Origin of the sequence: Planotetraspora thailandica, assembly GCF_016863335.1 — a bacterium.
In the GTDB taxonomy this organism is placed as follows: Bacteria; Actinomycetota; Actinomycetes; order Streptosporangiales; family Streptosporangiaceae; genus Planotetraspora; species Planotetraspora thailandica.
In genome coordinates this window covers 109,437-130,342 of record NZ_BOOR01000037.1, presented here as the reverse complement: position 1 = coordinate 130,342, position 20,906 = coordinate 109,437, and the positions used below count along the sequence as shown (strand labels likewise).

Here is a 20,906-nt window from a genome sequence, read left to right as displayed (position 1 = left end):
CCGTCGCGGCCGCCCGGCTTCCCGGGCGGCCGCCTTCGCCTCAGGCCGTCGAGCTCATCGGGTGCCGTCGAACAGGTGCCGACCTCGGGGGCCGCAGCCGTCGAGGGTGACGGCGATCGGTCCATCGCTGTGCACGTCCAGGACGGCGTCGCAACGTACCCGGGCGCGCCGGACGTCGACGGTTACCTCGCCGATGTTCGTCGCCGTGATGTCGAGCCGGTTCTTGACGGGGATGGAGGGGGCCTTCTCCCAGTCGCGCGACCGCATGTCGTAGGAGATGGGCTGGGTGGCACCCTGCAGCTGGCCCGACTCCGTGTGCAGCGGTGCCGGCGCGGGATCGCCCGTGCCGAACCCGTGCGAGAAGACGTCGACCGTCCCGGTCGGCGGGGTAACGCCGCCGTTCCGCAGCTTCAGCCTGGATACCCAGTACGCGTGGTCGGCGTTGAGGCCGACCGCGGGCTCGTTCATCATGCCGTTGAGCACGTACGTGACGTGGGCGGGGTCCCGCACCACTCGTCGGTCGCCCATCCAGTCGACCATGGGCTGGAACTCGTTGCCGAGCGGGAAAGCGTGCCCGACCGGGAACGAGTAGAACTGGTAGCGGTAGCCCATTTGGTCCATCGTGTCCATGTACTCGACCTGGGCCCAGTACGAGCAGACCGGGTCCTGGCTGCCGGCCCACACCAGCTGCGGGACGTTGCGGAAGGCGGGGGCGAGCAGGCGGGTCAGGGATGCCTGGCCGCCCGGCACCGTCCCGCCCTGCTGGTAGCCGACGCCCGCGCTGGGGCAGGGAACGATCATCGGAGTGGCGGCGAACAGGTCGGGGAACTGTCCGGCGAGTTTCCAGGTGGCGTAGCCGCCCATCGAAAGGCCGCCGATGACGGTCCGGCTCGGGTCGAGCTTGTAGCGGTGGGCGACGTCGGCCCAGACTTCGAAGACCTCCGCGCCGGCCTGTCCGTAGTACCAGTAGGTGGTGCCGCGGGCGTTGGGGGTCACGGAGATGTACGGGGTGTCGCGCTCACCGACTTCCTGCTGCCATTTTGGCTGGCCTCCGGAGTAGCTGTTGTGGTTGCCGCCGGCCGCGTGCGGGTTGAGCATGAGGCCGTATCCGTTGCGCGGGGCCGACCGCTCCGGCACGTAGATCTCGTACGGCTGGAGCCGCCCGGCGTAGCTGGGCGCCTGGCAGCCGGTCGCGGGACATAGGTCCGGCTGCAGGGTCGTGGCGGTTCCGCGGCCCTGCGCCGACTCGAAATGGCTGGCCAGGATGCGGTTCATGTAACCCGTCCTGGGGACGCCGCCCGGCTGGCCGGTCATGTTGTCGTCCCTGCCGGTCGCGAGTTTGACGAAGTCGACGTTTGCGAAGAACGGGCTCAGGTCGCCGGTGCGCAGGACTGCGGTCTGGCGGCCGGTGCGGAACCCGCTCATCGGCTCGTCGTACCGGAAGGCGGCGTTGAAGAACGCAGGCGGGGCGGTGAGCGTGCCGGCGCCGCCGGGGTGGGTGGCGTCGGCCGGCTCGGTGCCGGGCAGGAGGTACCGGTCGGCTGCCTGGTCCCACAGGCCGGTGCCCGCGGCGACCCGTACTGAGCGCTGCCCGCGGGGGTCGAAGGCGGCGTACGGTACGCAGATGCTCACCTGGCGGCGGACGGTGTCGACGGCCACCTGCGGCTGCGCCTCGGAGACCAGGGTGCCGGTGGCCGCGTCGGTCAGCGTGGCGGTCGACCCGTGGACCGTCACGAACAGGGTCGCGGGAGCCTTGACGTTGGCCCCGTACGGCAGGGGGCGGACCCCGGCCGCGTCGCCGAAGGCGATCGTCGTGCCGACCAGGTCGGGGTTGAGCATGGTGTTGTAGGTGAGCCGGATGGCGGTGCCGCGGGCCAGCGGCTTGATCCGCAACTCGACGAGGTCGGCTGCGTTCCTGGCGTAGGCCGGGTCGGTCGGATAGGTGTACGGTCCCGCCCCCGCGTCGTCGTAGAGGAAGTCCTGGTAGAGGAACTCGCCGCGCCGGTACGCGCTCGTCCCCGACACCAGGATCGGCTCGGCCTTCCACGGCAGGGTGTTCTGCAGTTGGGGCGCGTCGGCGAGCGGGGCGTACAGGATGTCGGGACCGGGGCGGGGGTTGCCGGTCGGCAGCGAGCCCTTCACCACCGTCGGCGGGGGTGGGCCGGGAACGTCCCTGCCGAAGTCCGGGCCGAGGCACGAAGGTCCCGGGTGGGGCCCGTGCCCTGGACGTCCGGCGGGCTCGGCGACCGCGGCGGTTCCGGTCGCAAGGGTAGTGGAGAGGGCGGCGGCGAGCGCGGTCGCCATGACGAGGGAGAATCTGCGGTGCCGTGGCATTTCGTCCTCCAGGAACGCGACGGCCGTTGATCTCTGTCACGGTATGGAACGATCTGCCAGGCGAGAACCTGGGCCGTCCGGCGCTGCGGTGAGCGGGCGGGGGCCGTCGGCAACATCGGCGCCACATGCGCCGGACGGCCGCTGCCGGACGACGAACGGCATTCCGTCTCGCAGGAGCCTGCGCGATCGCTCCAAGTCACGATGTGACCTCGGTGTGATGATCGACCTGACCTCGAAGCGACTATCCTGGAAGCAGGGTCCCCCGGATTTTCGCACGACCTGGTCGAAACGGCTCCCCGGCCTCCGGTTGACGACGCACCACCGAGCGACGATCCATCCCCCACGGGTGGACCCGCGGAGAGGTGGTACGAAGATGCGGCAGGCAGCTGTTCTCGACGTCGGCTGTCACAGTGCCCTGCTGACCGTGGTCCGCCGGCCCCGCGATCACCGCGGCTTGGAGACGGTGCTGTCCCACAAGGTACGGCTGAGCCTGCACCGGATGCTCGCTCCGGACGGGCAACTGGACGAGAGTGGGATCCGCAGCGTGCAGCGGGCGGTGGCCGAGACGATGGACGCCAGTCCGGCCGCGCAGTCCCGCGTCTTCGCCTTCGCGACCTCCGTCATCCGGGACGCGCCCAATCGCGACGAGGTCATCGCCCGGATCGCGGGGGCCACGGGCACGCGGCTGCGGGTGCTGCCCGGCTGGGAGGAGGCGCGACTGGCCTACGTGGCGGCCCGCCATTGGACGGGGCACACGTCCGATCCGCTGCTGGTGCTGGACATCGGGGGCGGCACCGTGGAGATCGCCTCGGGCGACGCCCGGGAGCCCCAGACCGTGCATTCACTGCCACTGGGCGCAAGGACGATCACGCGCAGATGGCTGCCCGGCGGGGCCGTCTCCTCCTCGCGCCAGCTGCGCAGGGTCAGGCAACATCTGCGCCGGGAGCTGAGCAGGCAACCCGGTCTGCCGACCCCTGAGCCGGGCGGGCACGTCCTCGCGAGCTCGAAGACCTTCACTCAGCTCGCCCGCCTCGCCGCTGCTCAGGGCGACCCGTCCTGCTCGCGCCGCCGTCTGTCGCTGAGTGGCGTGAAGGCGTCGCTATCCATGCTCGCCGGCATGGACCCGGCCAACCGTGGAGAGCTGCCGGGCATCAGCGGCCACCGCGCCGAGCAGTCCCTCGCCGGAGCGCTGATCGCCGAGGCTCTCATGGAGGTCTGTGAGGCCACGAGCGTGGAGATCTGCCCCTGGTCCACCAGGGAGGGACTCCTGCTGGAGCGCCTCGGGTCACGTCGCTGAGGCGTGCGCTCCACCAGTCCTGCCATGCGATTGCTCATGTTTCCGAACCGCAACTGGGACATCGACTACGTCAGAGGTCTACCGGAAATGTGTGTGCGCTGATGACGACGCCAAACCTCTGCATCCTGCGCTGGGATCGGCCGGGTCAGCTTACTGTCCTCGCTCTGCCGGGCGACCGGATCGCCGAGGGGGAGCGTGTTGCGATCGCCGCGCTCGGCGAGGATCTTCCGTATCCCAGGTGGAATGGTCTGGCCCCGGCGGAGCGCCGGACCGTGGTTCGAGCCTGCCACAGCGTTCCCACGCTGGGGCTGCATGTCCTCTTCGACGAACGCGACGCAGTGGACGAAGCCGACTCCCTGCACCGGTGCCTCGCCCAAGCCGTGGAGGAGTTCCTGCGGCCGAAACTCAGCGGTGCCCCCTGGGAGGCAGTGCCCAGTGGACCTGCTCGACATATACGACAGCTACTCCGTCGGAGCGCTCGATCCAGGCCAATGGCCAATGTAGAAGCCTCGTGAAGCCACCCCCGGGATGGGCTCCCCTGTCCGGTTACGCGGCTCCATAGTCACGCACTCGCTCCATTTCAAGACCATGAACGCTGCGTCGCCAATTCCACTGCGCCGTCGCCGATGTCCATGGTCAGCACACCTAGCGCTGTGCCGACAAGGTGCAGGCCGACCCGCTGTCCTGGCGCCGGGAGTAGTTGGCCGGCGCAGCGCGCGGTCAGCCTGACGCCGCCGGTTTCGGCATCGACCAGCAGATCCACCAGGCCGTCGTGGCCGCGGAAGTCGATCGCGACGGCTTTGCCGCGTACGCGGGCGGTCGCGGTGTCGGTGAACACGATCTGCTCGGGGCGTACGAGTACGGTGCCGGTGCCGTAGGCCGGGTTTGGCAGGGGGATGGGGCCGAGCGGCGTTTCAGCCGTGTCGCCGGTCAGCTGGGCGGGGATCGTGGTCAGTTCGCCGACGAAGGCGGCGACTGCGGGGTCGACCGGTCGGCGGTAGACCTCTTCGGGAGGGCCCGCCTGCACGATGACGCCGTCGCGCAGGACGGCCACCTGCGCGGCAAGTGACAGCGCCTCAGCCTGGTCATGGGTCACCAGCACGGTGGTGGTGCCGGTGGCGGCCAGCGCCGCGGTGACGGCACGGCGTGTGTCGGCGCGCAGCTCGGCGTCGAGGGCGGAGAACGGCTCGTCGAGTAGCACAAGGTCGGGCTGCGTGGCGAGAGCCCGGGCAAGCGCCACTCGCTGCTGTTCACCTCCGGAAAGTTGATGGGGGTAACGGCGTGCGTACCGATGGTCGAGCGCGACGAGTTCGAGCATTTCGTCGACGACCCGGCGATCGCGCCGTGTGCGCCACGGGAGTCCGAACGTCACGTTCCCTGCCACGGTGAGGTGCGGGAACAGGCTTCCCTCCTGCGTCACGTAGCCGATGCGCCGTCGCTCGGGGGGCACATCGGCCATCGGGCGATCCGCGATCGACACGGTTCCCGCGTCGGGCCGGTCGAAGCCGGCGACGAGCCGCAGGAGGGTCGACTTGCCGGACCCGGAGCGTCCGATCAGCGCCGTCAACCGGCCGGCGGGAACCGCCAGGTCGAGTCCGTCGAGCACTTTCGCCGGCCCGTACGACTTCGCAAGGCCGGTCACCTTCAAGCCGTCGGTCATCGCCCCACCTCTCCGCTGCGACGGGTCAGCAGGTACGCCGCGGGCACCGAGATGAGGATCATCAACAGTGCGTACGGCGCAGCCTGCCCGTAGTTGATGGACGTGGAAGCGCTCCAGAACTGGGTCGCGAGCGTACGCGTGCCGATGGGCGCCAGGAGCAGGGTTGAGGTCAACTCGGTGATGACGGCGAGGGACACGAGCGCGGCACCGGTGGCGACGCCTCGGGCGATCAGAGGGAGCGTGATGCGCGACATGACTCCGGCGGGCCCGACACCGAGAGAGCGGCCGACGTCGCCGAGTTCGGGGGGTGTCTGCTTCAGCACGGCCCGAAGACTCACCATGGCCCGTGGCATGAACAGAACCGCGTACGCTGCGAGCAGCATCACCGTGCTCTGGTAGAGCGAGGGCAGATGACGCGCCGCGATGGTGATCAGCGCGAGCGCGACGACGATGCCCGGGAGCGAGTTGCCCAGGTAGGTGCTCCGTTCGACCACCCGGCTGAGCCGGCCCTGTCGGCGGATCGACAGCCATGCCACTGGGAACGCGAGTGTGGTGGTGACCGCCGCGCCGAGAAGAGCCAAGACGATCGACGTGCTCGTCGTCTGCAGCAACTCGGCTGTGGGGAACTCGGTCGAGGTACTGGTGAGGAGCCAGAACGCGATGCAGCCCAGCGGCACGCCCAGGGCAGCGGCGACCAGGACGACCAGCCCGGCGAGCGCCGCCGGCGCGGTGTGGCCGAGCCGGTACCTGATCACCTGCCGTGCCACGCCGCCGCCGACTCTGACCAGCGGGGCGCGACCGCTCAACGCCTTCTCGGAGCCGAGCAGCAGCAGGCACAGGGGGATGAGCACTCCGGCGAGTGCGGTGGCCGCGGCCCCGTTGAACGTGGACTGGTACTGGTCATAGATCGCGGTCGTGAATGTGTCGAAGCGCAACGCCTCCAAGGCGCCGAACTCGGCGAGCAGGTGCAGCCCCACCAGCAGGGCGCCACCGGACAGCGCCGGCCGCACCTGCGGCAGGACGATCCGGCAGAAAGTGCGGTACGGGCCGTTGCCGAGTATCCGCGACTGCTCTTCGAGCGCAGGGTCGATGCCGCGCAGCATGGCGGCGACCGGCAGGTAGACCAGCGGATAGTAGGACAGCGTCGTCACCAGGACAGCGGCGCCCAGCCCTGCGAACGACGGCGACAGGGAATACCAGGCGAAGCTGTTCACGAACGCGGGTATGGCGAGCGGCGCGAGTATGAGCGCGGTCCAAATCGGCCGACCGCGCAGGGTCGTCCGTTCGACGAGCCACGCGGCGAGGGTGCCGACGGTCACGCATGCCGCCGTGCCCAGCATGACGAGCAACACGGTGTTCGTGAGCAGTTCGCCCACGCGGGGGCGCCACAGCAGCCGGGTGGCGTCGATGTTCGTGAGCACTCCGGCGAGCACGTATCCCGCCGGGATCAGGGTGAGCACCGCCACGGCGACGGCCGCGCCGAGCTGAATCGGCCGGCCGCCGGCGCGCGCGGCGTGGATCAGGCTCACAGGAGGCCGACCCGCTGCATCTCCTCAATGACCTTCGGTCCGTTGAGCGTGTTGAGGTCGACGGGCGGGATGTCCAACTCGGCCAGCGGCTTCAGCTTCGGATTCGCCGGCACCCCGGTGCCGACGGTGTACTCCAGCGCGTTGCCGTCGGCCAGCAGCTTCTGTCCCTCGGCGCTGGTCATGTACGCGAGGAACCGCTGGGCTTGGGCGGCGTGCTTGCTCGACTTCAGAACTCCGCCGCCGGACACGCTGAGGAACGCGCCGGCGTCCTTGCCGCCGAAGTACTTCAGCTTGGTGTTGGAGCTGTTGGCTCCGCCGTCCGCTTGGTCGCCGTGCCAGTAATAGTGGTAGATGACGCCGCCTGGCACCTCGCCGGAGTCGGCCGCCTTCATGATGGTGCCGTTGCCGCGGTAGATCTTGGCGTTGTTCTTGACACCCTGAAGCCAGGCCGACGCGGTGGCGTCGCCTTCAACGGCGTATACGGCGCTGACGATCGCCTGGAAGTCGGCTCCGCTCGGGGAGATGCCGAATCGATCCTTCCACTCGGGTTTCGCCAGATCCATGATCGACTTGGGGAGCCGGTCGTCGGTCAGCTGGGAGCTGTTGTAGACGAACACCGTGGAGCGGGCCGCGACGCCCACCCAATCACCCTTGCTGGAGGAGTACTGTGCGGGGACCTGCGCCTTCGTCGCCGCGTCGACGGGCGCGAACAGGTCCTTGCTCGACACCAGCGCCATCGCGGGCGAGTTCTCCGTGATGAACACATCGGCCGGGGAGGCCGCGCCCTCGGCGACGATCTGGTTGGCCAGTTCGAAGTCGCTGCCGTTGCGAATCTCCACCTTGATGCCCGTCTTCGCGGTGAAGGTCTCGGCCCACGCCTTGCCGACCTCCTCGTGCTGCGCGTTGTAGAGCACGATGGGCTCCTGCGCAGTGCCGGCGCTCCTACCGGTGGGTGTCTCGTCGGCACCGCAGGCGGTAAGGGCGACCGCGGCCATCACGGCGACCGCGGTGAGAAGATGTCTGGCTGTTCGCACACGAACTCCCTGGCGAATACGATCTCGGAACTCGAAGGAAGGCTAGCCTTCCCTTAGTTAGGGGTACCTCCCTAAAATTGGGGGGTGCCATCGCTGCCCGTCCTGCTGCTCGACGACCACCGGGTCTTCACCGACTCCCTGGCGTTGACTCTGGACGTCGAGCCCGACATCCACTGCGTCGCCACCGCCCGCACGGCCCGCGAGGGCCTCGCCAAGGCCGCGGTTCTCGACTTCGCCGTCGCTGTCACCGACCTCCAGCTACCCGACGCGGACGGGTTCGACGTCATCACGCGGTTACACCGGCTGCGCCCTGAGGCACGGATCGTCGTGCTCACCGCTCACTCGCGGTCGGACCTCGCTGACCGGGCGATCGCCGCCGGCGCGGTGGCCTTCCTTGGGAAGGACGCGCCGCTCACGCGCATCCTCGCGGCCATCCGATCCGCAGATGCGGCGCACCCGATGGTCGTAGTGGAGCGCCGTCGCGGCCGCATCCACCTCACCGACCGTGAATACGACGTGCTGCGCGAGCTCGGCAGGGGCAACGACGCCAGCCGCATCGCCGCGACGCTGGGAATATCACTCCACACCGCGCGCGACCACATCAAAGCAGTCATGGCGAAGCTCGGCGTGCACACGCAGCTCGACGCAGTGGTGTCCGCCGACCGGCTCGGCCTCATCACCATCGGCTCCGGATATTGATCTTGACGGTTTCGACAGGCCGTCGTGTCCTGTGGCGGACACTCGCGGCTCACATGCTCCTCGCCGCCGTGGTCGTGACCGCAGTGTCGGTGTTCATCACGGTGGGCGCGTGGCGGTACGCCGAGGACGATGCGCGCAGGAGCGTGGAGACGATGGGCCGCCAGGTCGCCGCGGCCGTGCTCGCACCGATGTCCGAGCGGAACTTCGTGCGGCTCGACGACCTCGGCCGCGGAGATCTGCGCGCGCACATCTGGCCGTTCCTCCAAGCAGGCACGGTGCAACGGGTCAAGGTCTACCGGGTTCACGGAGCCCTCGCCACCGTGATGTTCTCCGACGAGCCCCGCGTCGAGGGCATGTCCGGTCGTCTCGACTCCCGGATCGCCGTGCGGATGGCAGCCGATGACGTGCTCGTGCAGCCGGCACCTGACGACGCCGACCACCGTTATGAGAGCAGCCTTCCCGGCAGCCGCATGGAGGTCTTCTTCGGCTTCCGCGACGCCGGCGGCAACGACATGCGCCTGGAGCTCTATCTGCCGGTGGACGTGGGCGCGACGACGAGGCAGACCACCTGGGTCCTGCTGCCGACGGTGCTGTTCGGCCTGGTCCTGATCACCGCCGCCACCGTCCCTCTGTCGGTGACGCTGGCACGCCGGCTGGAGCGCGACCGCGCCGCGCAGCGTGCGGCACGTGCATACGGCCTCGCCGCCTCCGAGCTCGCCCGGCGGGACCTGGCCAGGCGACTGCACGACAGCGTCATCCCGGACCTCGCCGGAGTCGGACTGCTCCTGCAGAGGGCCCAGCTCACCGATCAACCCTGGCCCCGTCACCGGGAATTCCTCGACCGCGCTCAGGACCTGCTGGCCGGCGAGGTACGCGAGCTGCGCACTCTGCTGACCGAACTCCTCCCGGCCGACCCCGTCGGCCAGGACCTCCGAACAGCTCTCCACGGCCTTGCCGCGCGAATCCTGGAGAGCGAGGTGCCCGGCCCCGGTCCGGCCGTCGAGATCGCCGCCCCCGGCCTTGGACCCCTGGATGAACAGCCCGCCCGCATCCTCTATCGAGTCGCCGCCGAACTGCTCCGCAACGCGTTCCGCCACGCCCACTCTCATACGGTGCTCATCCGCATCGCCGCCACCGACATGACGACGGTCACCATGACCATCACCGACGACGGCGTGGGCTTCACCCCACCACTGCCACCCCGCCCCGGCCACATCGGCCTCCGCCTGGTCCAACATCTGATCGAAGACAACGGCGGCCGGTTCGACATGACCAGCACGCCGGGCGCGGGCACGACCGTGACCGTGTCCGTTCCACACACAGCCGCCCGCACCAGCGGGTGACGAGGAGGCGGCGGTCCTCAGTCACCGATGGGGCTTCGGCGTCCGCTGCAGCTCCGCATAGATCTCCTCGAAGCGCCCGAGAGAACGACGATGATCGTGAGTGGCCGCCAGCGCGAGGCTGGCGCGGGCCATCGAGCCGCGCAGTTCGGCCGAGCTCAGGACGCCGACCAGGTGCCGGGCCAGTTCCCTGACGTCACCCGGCCGGTACAGGTAGCCGTTGCCGTCCACGAGATGCGGCAGCGCCATGGCGCGGGCCGCCACGACGGGGAGCCCGCTCGCCATCGCCTCCAAGGTGGCGATGCTCTGCAACTCGGCCACGCCCGGCATGGCGAACACGTCGGCGGCGGAGTACACCTGTGGCAGGTCGGCGTCGGGGACGAAACCGAGGAAGCGCACCCGTTCGCCCACGCCGAGGCGTGTGGCGAGCCGTTCGAGGGCCGCTCTCTTCCCTCCCGTCCCGACGAACACGATCTGCGCGTCGATGTGATTCAGCACGTGGGGGAGGGTCCACACCAGCTCGTCCAGGCGTTTCTCCTCGTCGAGGCGGCCGACGAACAAGATGGTGGGCCGGTCGGCCAGCCCGAACCGTTGCCTCGCCCACTGCTGGGGCTGCGGCTGGAACCTGTGCAGGTCGATCCCGCAGGAAACGGCCTCGACCTCACGGGTGAAGCCCTTGGCGGCGAGCAGTTCCGCCGCGATCCGTGTGGGCGTGGTGACGCGGTCGGCGCGAGCGAACACCCGGTTGAAGTCGTGCCAGACGAGGTCGCCCACACCTGGCCGAAACCGGACAGGAACATGGGCGAACTGGAACATGTTATCCGGCATGAAGTGATTGGTCGCGACCACGGGCAGGCCGGCCGTACGGGCCGCCGCGATCGCGGCCCGGCCCACCACGAAGTGCCCCTGCACGTGGACGACCTGCGGGCCTATCCGGCCGATCAACCGCGACAGCGTACGGCCGAGCCCCATGGGCAAGCTGATTCTCATCGTCGGGTGGACGAGCAGCGGAGCGGAACGCAGCCGATGGACCACAACGCCGTCGACGTTCTCCACGCGCAGCGGGCCCCGATCGGAGGCGCACACCACATGAACCTCGGCGCCACGGGCGGCGAGGCCGCTCGCCAGGCGGTGGCTGAAATAGGCGGCGCCGTTCACGTCGGGCGGGTAGGTGTCCGTTGCGATCAGTATGGTGCGGCCGCGGTCGGCGTCCGCTCCCTGTGACGGCATGTGCGGGGCCTGCCGTTCGAGCGGAGGTACGGCGTCAAGCGGGAAGGCGTTCATCAGGTCATCGATCCTTTGTTCAGGCTGCCGGAGGCGCTGTCGAGGAGCTCATGTGGGCAGCGGCGTGGTTCGTGCGAGTACGGCGATGCCGGCACCGGCCACCAGGGCGAACGCGACGGCGATCGCCGCGTGGTCCGGCAGGGGTTCACCGAGGAGCGAGGCGCCGCAGGTTACGGCGGTGAGCGGATCGGTCACCTGCAGCGTGGCGAACGCCACGCCGAAATGCCCCCGCTCCCGCTCTCGGCCCGTATTCCTGGCGCCCCTGGCGGGAGGGGCGTACGCGCGCTGGATCAGCATCAGCGCGGCCATCGCGGGCAACGGCAGGGCCGCGAGGAACCACGGGTTGTCGCCCGTTCCCCCCACGACGACGTGCGTGAACGTCGCGGTCGTGCCGTACAGGACTCCTGCCGCGAGCGCGAGCAGGGCGCTGCGGACGGCGCCCGCCGAGCGCTGGGCGAGGCCGAAGCAGGCCAGGGCGGCGAGGCCGGTGGCCGTGAGCATGGCCACCGCCCCCGCGTTGGTCAGTTGCGGCGTCTGGGAGGACGGCGGGACGAGGAGCACGAGCCCCGTCAGCCCGATGCTCACCAGGCACGCGGCGGCGAGTTCCCCGCGTCCCGGGAGGCGGCCGTGCATCGCGGCGGCGACCGGCAGGGCGAACAGGAGGCTGGCCACTCCCATCGGCTGCACCACGCTCAGCGGGCCGAGGCTCAGCGCGACGATGTGGAGGGTGGCCCCGGCGGCGCTCGCCGCGGCGCCGGCCAGCCAGGCCGGCCTGCGAAGCAGGACACGCAGACGGGGCGTGGAGGAACGCGCGGCCTCGTGTTGCTGCAGCGCCGCGCCGAGTGCGAAGAACAACGAGCCGAGCAGCGCGACGCCGGCGGCGAGTGCGGTCATGCAGGTCGCTGCCTGGTGGTCCGGTCGCGGCCGCGCAGCCGGCTCCGAATACGCTGCACCGTCACCTCCTGTCGTACCGGCTTCCGGCCGCCCGGCGTGCGCGGCCGGAGGACGAGGGCCGGGTGTGCGCGGAGGGCGCTGCGACGCGGACGTCCTGATCGCGCTTGCTGACGGTCAGGTAGACCACGAAGCCGAGAATGGCGATCAGGAAGAGCACACTGGTGACGACGGTTCCCAGGCCCAGGCCGCCTTCCTCACGCGGCTGCGACAGGTAGTCGCCGAGTGACGCCCCCAGCGGCCGGGTGAGAATGTAGGCGAGCCAGAAGGTCAGCACGGCGTTGACCTTGACCATCCCGTGGGCGAGGGCGATGAGCCCGATCACAGCGGCGAACATCGCCGCGGACGGGAAATAGCCCAGGTTCAGGCGCTCGGCGACGAGGTCACCCGACGCGGTCCCCAGCGCGAAGGTGAACAGGATGGTCAACCAGTAGAAGCCTTCCCGCCGGGTGGTGGAGATGGAGTGGATGGACAACGTCCGCTCGGCGGCGTACCAGGTGGCGAAGGTCACGATCAACGCGATCCCGAAGACGACCGTGGTGACCACCAGTGAAACCCCGAGGCCGTCGGTCAGATTGTCGGTGATCAGCGTGCCCACAACGCTGATCAGCGCCACGGTGACCCAGTAGAGCCATGGCGTGTACGCCCTGGCGCGGAACTGGAAGAAGAGGAAGACGGCCAGCAGGACGGCCATGACGTATGTGGTGTTGGTCAGCCCGAAGTTCAGCGTGGAACTGAGGAAGTCGGCGGCGGTCTCTCCCACGGTCGTGCAGAGGATCTTGATGATCCAGAAATAGACCGTGACCGCGGGCACCTTGTTGAGAGCCCGCCTGGCGGCCCATGCGGCCGTTCTCGATTCAGGAGTCATCATCGGCCCAGGCTGGCACCCCGCACCTGAACTTGACCTGACTGCGTGGCGGCCGGTCTCACGTGCGGCGACGCTCCCTGGCGACCCTCGTGAGCCGTCGCATAGTCTGGCGACCCCGACCTACTACAACGTGTAGGGAGATCTGGTCCCATGACCTCCACCGTCGCCATCGTCGAGGACGACTCCGCGCTGCGTCGGGTGCTCAGCCGCGGTCTGCGAGAAGAGGGGTTCGAGGTCCCCGTCTGCGTCTCCACCGGCTCGGACCTGCTCCGCCAGATCGACGCTGTGGCGCCGGAGGTGTTCATCGTGGACATCGGCCTTCCCGACGTGGACGGCCGCGACCTGTGCCTGGCCCTGCGGGCGCGCGGGGTGGAGACGCCGGTGCTCTTCCTCACCGCGCGTGGCGGCATCACGGACCGTGTGTCGGGATTCCGCTCCGGCGCGGACGACTATCTCCCCAAGCCCTTCCACTTCGATGAGCTTGTCGTCAGGCTGCTCGCATTGATCCGCCGAAGCGGCCCCCGGCGTCCCGTGCCGCCGGGACTGCACCTCGACCCGGCCTCGCACACGCTCCGGGACGGAGATCGGGCCGCCGCTCTCACCCCGACCGAGTTCCGCGTTCTCGCGCTCCTGCTGGCGCGTCGCGGCGAGGTCGTCCGCCGCCAGGCGCTCATCAACGCGGCCTGGCCACCCGGTGCCATGGTGTACGACAACACGCTGGACGCCTACATCTTGCGGCTGCGCCGTAAGCTCGCCGAGATAGGACGGGCAGGGGTGGTCACCACCATTCGCGGCGTCGGCTATTCGATCTCGTGATCCGCAACAAGCTCGTCATCACTTCGACGGCCACGCTCGCGGCGACCCTCGGGGCGCTGACCATCGGGTTCTCCGCTGTGTTGTCGTGGCGGCTTGAGCAAGACGCGAACGCCGTGCTGCGGGCGCGGGCGGAGGCCGCGGCGGCGAACGTCACGATCCGGCAGGGGCACCTGACACTCACGGACACGCCCTACGACGAGGCGCTCGACAGCGGCGTGTGGGTGTTCGACGGCCGCGGGACCCTGATCAGCAGCCCCTCCAGATTCAGCCGGCTCGACGGCGCCGCCCGTGCGGTCAGCGCATCTCCGCAGACCATCCCCCGTGACGTGCACGACGACACGCGGATGCTGGCCCTTCGCCTGCGAGACGCCGGCGCGCCGAAGGCGACGGTGGTCGCAGCCCTGTCGCTGATTCCGTACGAGGACGCCGCACGCACCACACTGGCCGGCGCCCTGATCCTCGACGTTCTGATCCTCGCCACCGGCGCGTTCTTCATCCGCCGCACCGTGGTGCATGCGCTGCGGCCCGTGGGGCAGATGACCGCCCAGGCCGCCACATGGTCAGAGCACGATCTCGACGGGAGATTCGGACTGGGACCTCCACGCGACGAGCTGACCGGCTTGGCCGCGACTCTCGACACGCTCCTGGCCCGGCTGTCCGCGGCGCTTCGCCACGAGAAGCGGGTTACCGCCGAGATCGCGCACGAGCTGCGGACCCCGCTCACGCAGCTGCGGCTGGAGACCGAGATCGCGCTCCGGCAGAATCGCCCGCCCGAGCAGTTGCGGACCGCGCTCCGGCAGGTCCTCGTGGGAACCGACCGGCTGGCCGACACGGTCGACACACTGATCGGGCTGGCTCAGCAGAGCATCGATCCCTCCACCGGCACGTGCAAGGCATTCGACGCGGCGAACACGGTGCTGGCCTCCTACAGCGGCCGCGGCAAGGACGTGCGGCTGGATCCCGCAGCCTCGACGCATGAGGTCGTCGCATGCGATCAGGACGTCGTGCTGCGCATACTCCACCCCCTGCTCGACAACGCCGTGCGGTACGGCCGCGCGACGATCGTGGTGGGGATATCCCGCGAGGGGAACGACGTGGTGTTCTCCGTCGCCGACGACGGTCCCGGATTCACCCCCGAGGAGGTCGAGACCGTCTTCATGCCGGGAGTCCAAGGAGCCGCCGCCGGCCTGGGAGAGGGCGCCGGCCTGGGGCTGGCCCTCGCGCGTCGACTCGCCGACGCGGCGGGTGGGAGCCTGACCGCCAAGGTCTCACGCGGCGGTCTGATCGAGTTGCGCCTGCCTGCGACGTGAGTGACCAAGCCGATGACGGCTGCTCGTGGTCGCAGTCCTGGCCGGCGGCCCCTGGAATCGATGGAGTCAGTGCCTCAGCAGGATCTGCACGATCCACGCGAAGTCACGCGTGGCGTCGAAAGCCGCCCCCACCGCCAGCAGGGTCATCGCTCCGACAATCCACACGTGCCGAAGGCGAGTGACGGGTTCAGGAGCGAGGAGGGCGGAGACCCGGTCGACCACACCGAACTGGTGGAAGCCGGGTGCCAGGGGAGAGGCGGCGGCAGAGGCGGATCTGGCCCGGGCCGCGGCGGCCAGGGCTTCGGCGACGAGGCGGCGGCTGCCCGCCACGGCAACGGCGCCTTCGTCCGCGTCCCGCTCGCTCAGGAACCCGACGGCTCGCCGTACGGGAACCAACAGGGGGTTCATCGCCGCGGCGAGCTCCGCCAGTGACAATGCGATCGAATGGCGCGCCCGCAGGTGCGTCCGTTCATGGGCGATCAGCGCCCGCCGCTGTCCGGCGTCGAGCGCGCGAAGCATGCCCTGGGTGACGACCACGCGTCCGCCGCCGGCGCGCGATCCGGGAACGGCGAAGGCGTCCGGTCTCGGATCGGCCACCACGAGCAGCTCTCCGCCTGGCATCGCATTGAGCCGTCGCAGGCGCCGCCGGGTGTGGAGCAGGCGGCGCACGGCCAGGCACGAGCGCACCGCGCCCGTGCCGAGGAACGCCGCGGCGCCCAGCGACATCATGTCGTCGACAGGCACCAACCGCTCGGCGGCGTCGAACGCCGGAATGTCGTCGACGAGCAGTGACCCGAGCAGAAGAGAGGTCCAGACGGTTCCCACCCCTGCGATCACCGCGGCCGCCGTCAACACCCACAGGCCGAGCCGAGGCGGCAGTGCCTTCGCGAGCGGCCGGACGGACACCGCCAGTACGACGCTGACCAGCAGGGGCAGGTAGACAGAGACGGTCACTACGAGCCTTCCGCATCCAGCGCGGCGCGAAGGGCGGCTTCTTCTGCGGCGCCGAGCGTGGAGACGAAGCGCATGAGGATCTCGCCGCGGTCGGCGCCGGTGTCGAGAACAGCCCTCATCTGCTCGGCCGCCACCTCCGCGGCCCCCTTCGCCGGCTTGTATGTCGAGCGGCCCGCGGGGCCCAGCCGGTGTACCTGCCCCTTGCAGTGAAGCCGCGTGAGAATCGTGTGCACCGTGTTGTAAGCCAGATCGTCGCCGACGGCCGCCTGGACCTCGATCGCGGTCATGGGCCCGTCGGCCGCCCACAGGGCACTGAGAATCTCGCCTTCCAGCTGGCCCGCTGAACGTCTTGGCCGGGCCGCGTCCCTGCGTGCCATCTCACCTCGATTCGTCGGTGTTCACCGTACCCGCCGTGGGCGCACGAGCGCTCGGGCATCCGCTGCTCCTACATCGTGTAGGAACGTACTTACTACATCGTGTAGTGTCATGCCGTACTCAGCTGGAAAAACAGCCGTTTGTGCGTAGGGAGACCCCGGTGTACCTTCCCCTCGGACAGTGTCGTTTCCGTGCCACAGCGGTGCGGTCCGCGTGAGCACGGCCACGCCCGCGGCGCTCAGTGCCGCCGTCAACCTCCTCGATCCGACCTCTCTGCTGCAGGCTTTCGGTGTGGCGGGCGTGGCGGCGACGTTGTTCGCCGAGACCGGTCTGCTTGTCGGCTTCTTCCTGCCGGGCGACTCGTTGCTGTTCCTCGCCGGGATCGCCGCCTCCCCGGTGGCGCGGGACATCGTCGGCGTGCGACTCAGCCTGCCGCTGTTGCTGCTGGTCGCGCCCCTGTCCGCCATCATCGGCGCTCAGCTCGGCCATCATCTCGGCGCACGATTCGGCCGCCGGTTGTTCGCCAGGCCGGATTCGCGCCTGTTCAAATCAGCCCACGTGGCCCGGGCCGAGACCTACTTCGACCGGTACGGCCCGGCCAAGGCGGTGGTGCTGGCCCGTTTCGTCCCCGTCGTGCGGACGCTTCTCAATCCTGTCGCCGGTGTCCTTCAGATGCCGTTCGGGCGATTTCTCCGGTGGAACATCGTCGGCGGGCTGCTGTGGACCGACGCCGTTCTTCTCGCCGGCTACCTGGCCGCCGGCACGCTCCGTGACGCCGTGGGCGCGCAGAACATCGACAGGTACCTTCTCCCCGTCATCGCCTTGATCGTGCTCGTCTCACTCACGCCGCTGTTCATCGAAGTGCTGCGACACCGGCGAGGCGGCCGCACCGCCGAAGAGACCGAGTCCGGCGTCATCAACGGAGGGCGTCGATGAGCGGGCATCTTTCCTACGCGGAAGCCCTCGTCGTCGGCGCCCTCCAGGGCGTCACCGAACTCTTCCCCGTCTCCAGCCTGGGGCACAGCGTGCTGCTCCCCGCGCTGGTGGGCGGGAGCTGGGCCGACGACCTCAACGTCTCCACGCCCGAGTCGCCCTACCTCGCCTTCATCGTGGGACTGCACGTCGCGACCGCGCTCGCGCTCATGCTGTTCTTCTGGCGTGATTGGCTTCGGATCATCACCGGCTTCGTGACGTCGATTCGCCACAGGCGCATCGCCACAGCCGACGAACGCCTGGCCTGGATGATCATCATTGCGACGATCCCCGTAGGGGTCACGGGCCTGCTTCTGGAACACACCTTCAGGACCGTCCTCGGCCGCCCAATGCCTGCGGCGGTCTTCCTGGCCCTCAACGGTGTGATCCTGTACGGCGCGGAACGGCTGCGCCGGCGAGCACTCGCCATTCGGCCCGCGACGACACCCGACATGCCCGGTGCCGGTGGCGCGACGCTCGGGAGCGGAGACCAGGGCGCCACGGGCAGCGATCGACGTCTCGCCGCGCGGTCCTGGCGCGACACCACGCTCATCGGCACCGCGCAGGTCCTCGCACTGCTGCCCGGCATCAGCCGATCCGGCGCCACCATGGCAGCCGGGCTGTTCCGCGGACTCGACCACGACGACGCCGCCCGGTTCTCCTTCCTCCTCGCCACACCGGTCATCCTCGCCGCCGGGGTGCTGAAACTGCCCGACCTGTTCGGCCCGCTCGGTGACGGAATCCACGGGCAGGTCCTCGCGGGAAGTGCCGCGTCGTTCGTCTGCGCCTACCTCGCCGTGAGGTTCCTCACCAGGTATTTCCAGACACGAACGCTGATCCCGTTCGCGGTGTACTGCGCCGCCGCCGGAGTGGCGAGTTTCGCCTGGTTGGCCACCCGCTAGCGCCGATGTCCTGAGACGGGTCTGCTCACGTCTGCGCGTTGCCGGGACTGACCGCCCGCGGAGTGAAGAGTCGAATGATCAAAGGCGCCAGCAGGACCATGATGAACAGCCGCACGCTCTGCACGCTGGAGATGAGGGAGACGTCGGCGTGGGTGGCGACGGCCGTGGCCAAGACGGCGTTGATGCCGCCGGGGGTGGTGGCGAGGTAGGCGTCGGCCAGGGGGATCCGCACCGTGGCGGACAACACCCAGGCCAGGCCGGCACACGCGACGCTGATCGCCACGGTGCAGCAAAGGGCGAGAGGCAGTAGTCGGCGTATGTGCGCCATGGCGGGGCGGGTGAAGCGCAGGCCGATGTCAAGGCCGACGATGGTGAACAGGAACGCGCGGAGCAGACCGGTGGGGGCGAACTCCTCGGAGAAACCGCCGGCGGTGACGGCGGCGGTTATGAGCATCGGCCCGAGCAGCGCGGGACTGGGCAGCCGGACGGCGCGGCCGATGAGGATCCCCGCGAAGGCGACACCCGCCAGGAGAAGCAGCCCGATCCCCTGATGGTCGCCGGTGACCAGGCGCCAGCCCCCAGCCGTGTACGGCGTGGCCGTACCGGGGGCGGTCGGCTGTGGGCTGATCAGCCAGTGGACCACGAGGGGCGCGGTGGCGGCCACCAGTGCGACGCGCAGGCACTGCAGGAAGGCGACGGTACGCGAGTCGGCGTTGTGCTCTTGAGCGGTGGAGATCACCGCGGCCGAACCGCCGGCGACCATGCCCAAGGTCGCGCTGGCCCGATCGATGCGGCCGGTGCGCGCCATGCCGGCGGCTGCGAGGAGACAGAGCCCGATCGTCGCCGCGGTGACGACGGTCAGCGGAAGCACGGCGCCGGAGGCGTGCGCCAACGTGTTCGGGTTGAGGTAGCTGCCGATCAGCACCCCTAGCCCGGCCTGGCAGGTGCGATTGAGGCGAGCCGGTACCTGATCCGCAGTCAGTCCCGTCGCGGCCAGGGCCAGCCCCGCTACCAGTGGAGCGAGCAGATGCGCTGCCGGCAGAACCGCTTCCGCGGACTCGCCGATCACGTACGCGATCGCAATGAGAGCCAGCCAACCGACCCAACGGCGCCACACAACGTAGCGGGGGAGTGCTGGTGGGCGTGTCGGGATCCTGTCTGGCGCAGTGCTGCTACTCATACACACCTACGTTGCGCTCGGCTACCGATGACTACGGTGAGTAACGATCCGTTGTGCTCCGGGATTCCCCTCATCGGGCAAAAGAACAACGCCATGGCGCCGCCGGCGTTGGTGCGCGCACCCCGACAGCGGTGTCGAAGGAGCTTCCCGCCATGATTGCGCCAGTTCATGAAAAGGCACGGGAGGGGGCCACAGGAGAGCGTTGGTCCGGCGTCACCTGGCACAACGACGGAGAAGATTCGTAAGCGGCCGCCGTGCCATCCGTCTCGACGTGTCACTACCCATGGGCGGACGCTCGAAAGAGATGGCCGTGGAAGTCAGCCCGCGTATACGGTGCCGCGCTCGACGAAGCACAGCGGGTTGCCCCAGGGATCATCGGCGTAGAACGACCGCTCGCCCCACGGACGGACGACGATGGCCCCGGCGCTCTGGTCGTGGACGAGTTCCGTGGACAGGCAGCCGAGGACCTTGGCGCGGGCGAAGACGGCTTCGAGGTCCTCGACGGTGAAGTACAGGGCCTTTGCCGCGGTGTGCGGCGTTCCATTGGCCGAGACGTCCATGACTGACAGGGTGACGGGCCCGCAGTCGAAGTAGGAGCGGGCTCCGGCCTGCCGGTGGCCTTCGATGCCGAACAGTTCGCTGTAGAAGGCGATGGCCCGGTCGAGGTCGCCGACCTCGACGCTGAGGCGGAAGAGCTGAGGAGTGTCGGGCCGGTTAACCGGTGTGGTGGCGGCTGCCATATCAGGGGGCCTCCTTCGTGGGGTCGGGCGTGATGGAGAAGTGCGCAAGCCAGTCGCGTACGAGGTCCAGGCGCTTGCGTTCGAGGTGGTATATCCGCATGCGGCCGTCGCGTGCGCTGCTGAGCAGGCCAGCGGCCTCGAGGATCTGCAGGTGGCGGGTGGTCGTCTGCCAGGCGTGTGAGAACACCGCGGCGATCTCGCCGGCGGCCATCGATCCGCCGTTGAAGTAGATGGTGAGCAGCACCCGTCGGCGCGCCGGGTGTGCCAGCGCACTGAACACCGCCTCGTACGCATCCTCATGGCGCCCGGACTCGTCGACCATCTCCCACCCATCTCGCTGAATGTTCACGTTGTCAATATTCAGCGTACATGCTGAATATTTTTGCTGCCAGAGGTCGCCCATCGCGCGGCGTAGGAGACGGTCCGGTTGGTGCTGACCGCCGCCTTCGCCCGCACAGGACGCCTCAGCGGCGTCGTGGGCGAACTCCACAAGGCGTTGTGCTGAGCCAGGTACCTTCTGCCCCGGGTGACGGCTCGATCGGCGGATGTCGGGGTGGCCCGGCGGACAACACCGGATGTTAGCGGTCACCCGACGGCCGGATGATGCGTGCGTCAAGTGCCTGCTCCTTTCGACCCCCCAGAGGAGACCTGTCCATGCGAC

At 69.3% G+C, this 20,906-nt stretch carries 19 protein-coding genes; 7 read left to right on the top strand and 12 right to left on the bottom strand.

Annotated elements, in window-relative coordinates; genetic code table 11:
- Nucleotides 1-54: 54 nt before the first annotated feature.
- A complete protein-coding gene (locus tag Pth03_RS24665; RefSeq protein ID WP_203946750.1) occupies nt 55-2,334 on the bottom strand; it encodes a glucodextranase DOMON-like domain-containing protein in 2,280 nt (759 codons plus the stop codon).
- Nucleotides 2,335-2,707: 373 nt separating this feature from the next.
- Between Pth03_RS24665 and Pth03_RS24660 the strand changes: the two genes are divergently transcribed.
- Nucleotides 2,708-3,631 carry a Ppx/GppA phosphatase family protein gene (locus tag Pth03_RS24660; protein ID WP_203946749.1) on the top strand — a complete coding sequence of 308 codons (924 nt, stop codon included), beginning with the start codon at nt 2,708-2,710 and terminating at the stop codon, nt 3,629-3,631.
- Nucleotides 3,632-4,211: 580 nt separating this feature from the next.
- Here Pth03_RS24660 and Pth03_RS24655 read toward each other — a convergent pair.
- From Pth03_RS24655 to Pth03_RS24645, 3 genes are read right to left on the bottom strand one after another with little or no spacing between them, the layout of a single operon-like run.
- Nucleotides 4,212-5,291, bottom strand: coding sequence for an ABC transporter ATP-binding protein (locus tag Pth03_RS24655; protein WP_203946748.1), 1,080 nt, complete (start codon nt 5,289-5,291; stop codon nt 4,212-4,214).
- Complete coding sequence (locus Pth03_RS24650) at nt 5,288-6,820, bottom strand: ABC transporter permease (RefSeq protein WP_203946747.1); 1,533 nt, start codon at nt 6,818-6,820, stop codon at nt 5,288-5,290. Before Pth03_RS24650 ends, Pth03_RS24655 begins: the two co-directional genes overlap by 4 nt.
- Entirely contained in the window at nt 6,817-7,854 is a 1,038-nt protein-coding gene (locus Pth03_RS24645) for an iron ABC transporter substrate-binding protein (RefSeq protein WP_203946746.1), read from the bottom strand. The genes Pth03_RS24650 and Pth03_RS24645 overlap by 4 nt, the downstream gene beginning before the upstream one ends.
- 84 nt (nt 7,855-7,938) lie before the next feature.
- Between Pth03_RS24645 and Pth03_RS24640 the strand changes: the two genes are divergently transcribed.
- A complete protein-coding gene (locus Pth03_RS24640; RefSeq protein ID WP_203946745.1) occupies nt 7,939-8,553 on the top strand; it encodes a response regulator transcription factor in 615 nt (204 codons plus the stop codon).
- Nucleotides 8,554-8,555: 2 nt separating this feature from the next.
- A complete protein-coding gene (locus Pth03_RS24635) occupies nt 8,556-9,896 on the top strand; it encodes a sensor histidine kinase (RefSeq protein WP_203946744.1) in 1,341 nt (446 codons plus the stop codon).
- Nucleotides 9,897-9,917: 21 nt separating this feature from the next.
- Here the strand turns inward: Pth03_RS24635 and Pth03_RS24630 are convergent, their stop codons facing one another.
- The 3 genes from Pth03_RS24630 to Pth03_RS24620 all read right to left on the bottom strand — a co-directional run bounded on the left by Pth03_RS24630 (nt 9,918) and on the right by Pth03_RS24620 (nt 12,999).
- Nucleotides 9,918-11,177: a glycosyltransferase gene (locus Pth03_RS24630; protein ID WP_373318591.1), complete on the bottom strand. Its 1,260-nt coding sequence runs from the start codon at nt 11,175-11,177 to the stop codon at nt 9,918-9,920.
- A 48-nt stretch (nt 11,178-11,225) separates the two neighbouring features.
- The gene (locus Pth03_RS24625; protein ID WP_203946743.1) at nt 11,226-12,071 is read right to left on the bottom strand and encodes a DMT family transporter; all 846 of its coding nucleotides are present in this window, start codon (nt 12,069-12,071) and stop codon (nt 11,226-11,228) included.
- Nucleotides 12,072-12,132: 61 nt separating this feature from the next.
- Nucleotides 12,133-12,999 (bottom strand): COG4705 family protein, encoded by an 867-nt coding sequence (locus Pth03_RS24620; protein ID WP_203946742.1) that lies wholly within the window; start codon nt 12,997-12,999, stop codon nt 12,133-12,135.
- Between the two features lie 147 nt (nt 13,000-13,146).
- Between Pth03_RS24620 and Pth03_RS24615 the strand changes: the two genes are divergently transcribed.
- Nucleotides 13,147-13,812, top strand: a complete 666-nt coding sequence (locus tag Pth03_RS24615) for a response regulator transcription factor (RefSeq protein WP_203946741.1) — start codon at nt 13,147-13,149, stop codon at nt 13,810-13,812.
- A complete protein-coding gene (locus Pth03_RS24610) occupies nt 13,809-15,122 on the top strand; it encodes an ATP-binding protein (protein ID WP_203946740.1) in 1,314 nt (437 codons plus the stop codon). Before Pth03_RS24615 ends, Pth03_RS24610 begins: the two co-directional genes overlap by 4 nt.
- Nucleotides 15,123-15,188: 66 nt before the next feature.
- Here Pth03_RS24610 and Pth03_RS24605 read toward each other — a convergent pair whose 3' ends face one another.
- Together Pth03_RS24605 and Pth03_RS24600 are read right to left on the bottom strand one after the other, a co-directional pair.
- On the bottom strand, nt 15,189-16,076 hold the full coding sequence (locus Pth03_RS24605; protein ID WP_203946739.1) for a M48 family metalloprotease: 888 nt from the start codon (nt 16,074-16,076) through the stop codon (nt 15,189-15,191).
- A complete protein-coding gene (locus Pth03_RS24600) occupies nt 16,076-16,453 on the bottom strand; it encodes a BlaI/MecI/CopY family transcriptional regulator (protein ID WP_203946738.1) in 378 nt (125 codons plus the stop codon). Before Pth03_RS24600 ends, Pth03_RS24605 begins: the two co-directional genes overlap by 1 nt.
- Nucleotides 16,454-16,664: 211 nt before the next feature.
- Between Pth03_RS24600 and Pth03_RS24595 the strand changes: the two genes are divergently transcribed.
- Both Pth03_RS24595 and Pth03_RS24590 read left to right on the top strand, forming a co-directional pair.
- Nucleotides 16,665-17,387 carry a DedA family protein gene (locus Pth03_RS24595; RefSeq protein WP_203946737.1) on the top strand — a complete coding sequence of 241 codons (723 nt, stop codon included), beginning with the start codon at nt 16,665-16,667 and terminating at the stop codon, nt 17,385-17,387.
- Complete coding sequence (locus Pth03_RS24590; protein WP_203946736.1) at nt 17,384-18,325, top strand: undecaprenyl-diphosphate phosphatase; 942 nt, start codon at nt 17,384-17,386, stop codon at nt 18,323-18,325. Before Pth03_RS24595 ends, Pth03_RS24590 begins: the two co-directional genes overlap by 4 nt.
- Nucleotides 18,326-18,350: 25 nt before the next feature.
- Here Pth03_RS24590 and Pth03_RS24585 read toward each other — a convergent pair whose 3' ends face one another.
- The 3 genes from Pth03_RS24585 to Pth03_RS24575 all read right to left on the bottom strand — a co-directional run bounded on the left by Pth03_RS24585 (nt 18,351) and on the right by Pth03_RS24575 (nt 20,594).
- Nucleotides 18,351-19,505, bottom strand: coding sequence for an AbrB family transcriptional regulator (locus Pth03_RS24585; RefSeq protein WP_275413193.1), 1,155 nt, complete (start codon nt 19,503-19,505; stop codon nt 18,351-18,353).
- A gap of 317 nt (nt 19,506-19,822) precedes the next feature.
- Entirely contained in the window at nt 19,823-20,245 is a 423-nt protein-coding gene (locus tag Pth03_RS24580; protein WP_203946734.1) for a VOC family protein, read from the bottom strand.
- A 1-nt stretch (nt 20,246) separates the two neighbouring features.
- The gene (locus tag Pth03_RS24575; protein ID WP_203946733.1) at nt 20,247-20,594 is read right to left on the bottom strand and encodes an ArsR/SmtB family transcription factor; all 348 of its coding nucleotides are present in this window, start codon (nt 20,592-20,594) and stop codon (nt 20,247-20,249) included.
- Nucleotides 20,595-20,906: the final 312 nt, after the last annotated feature.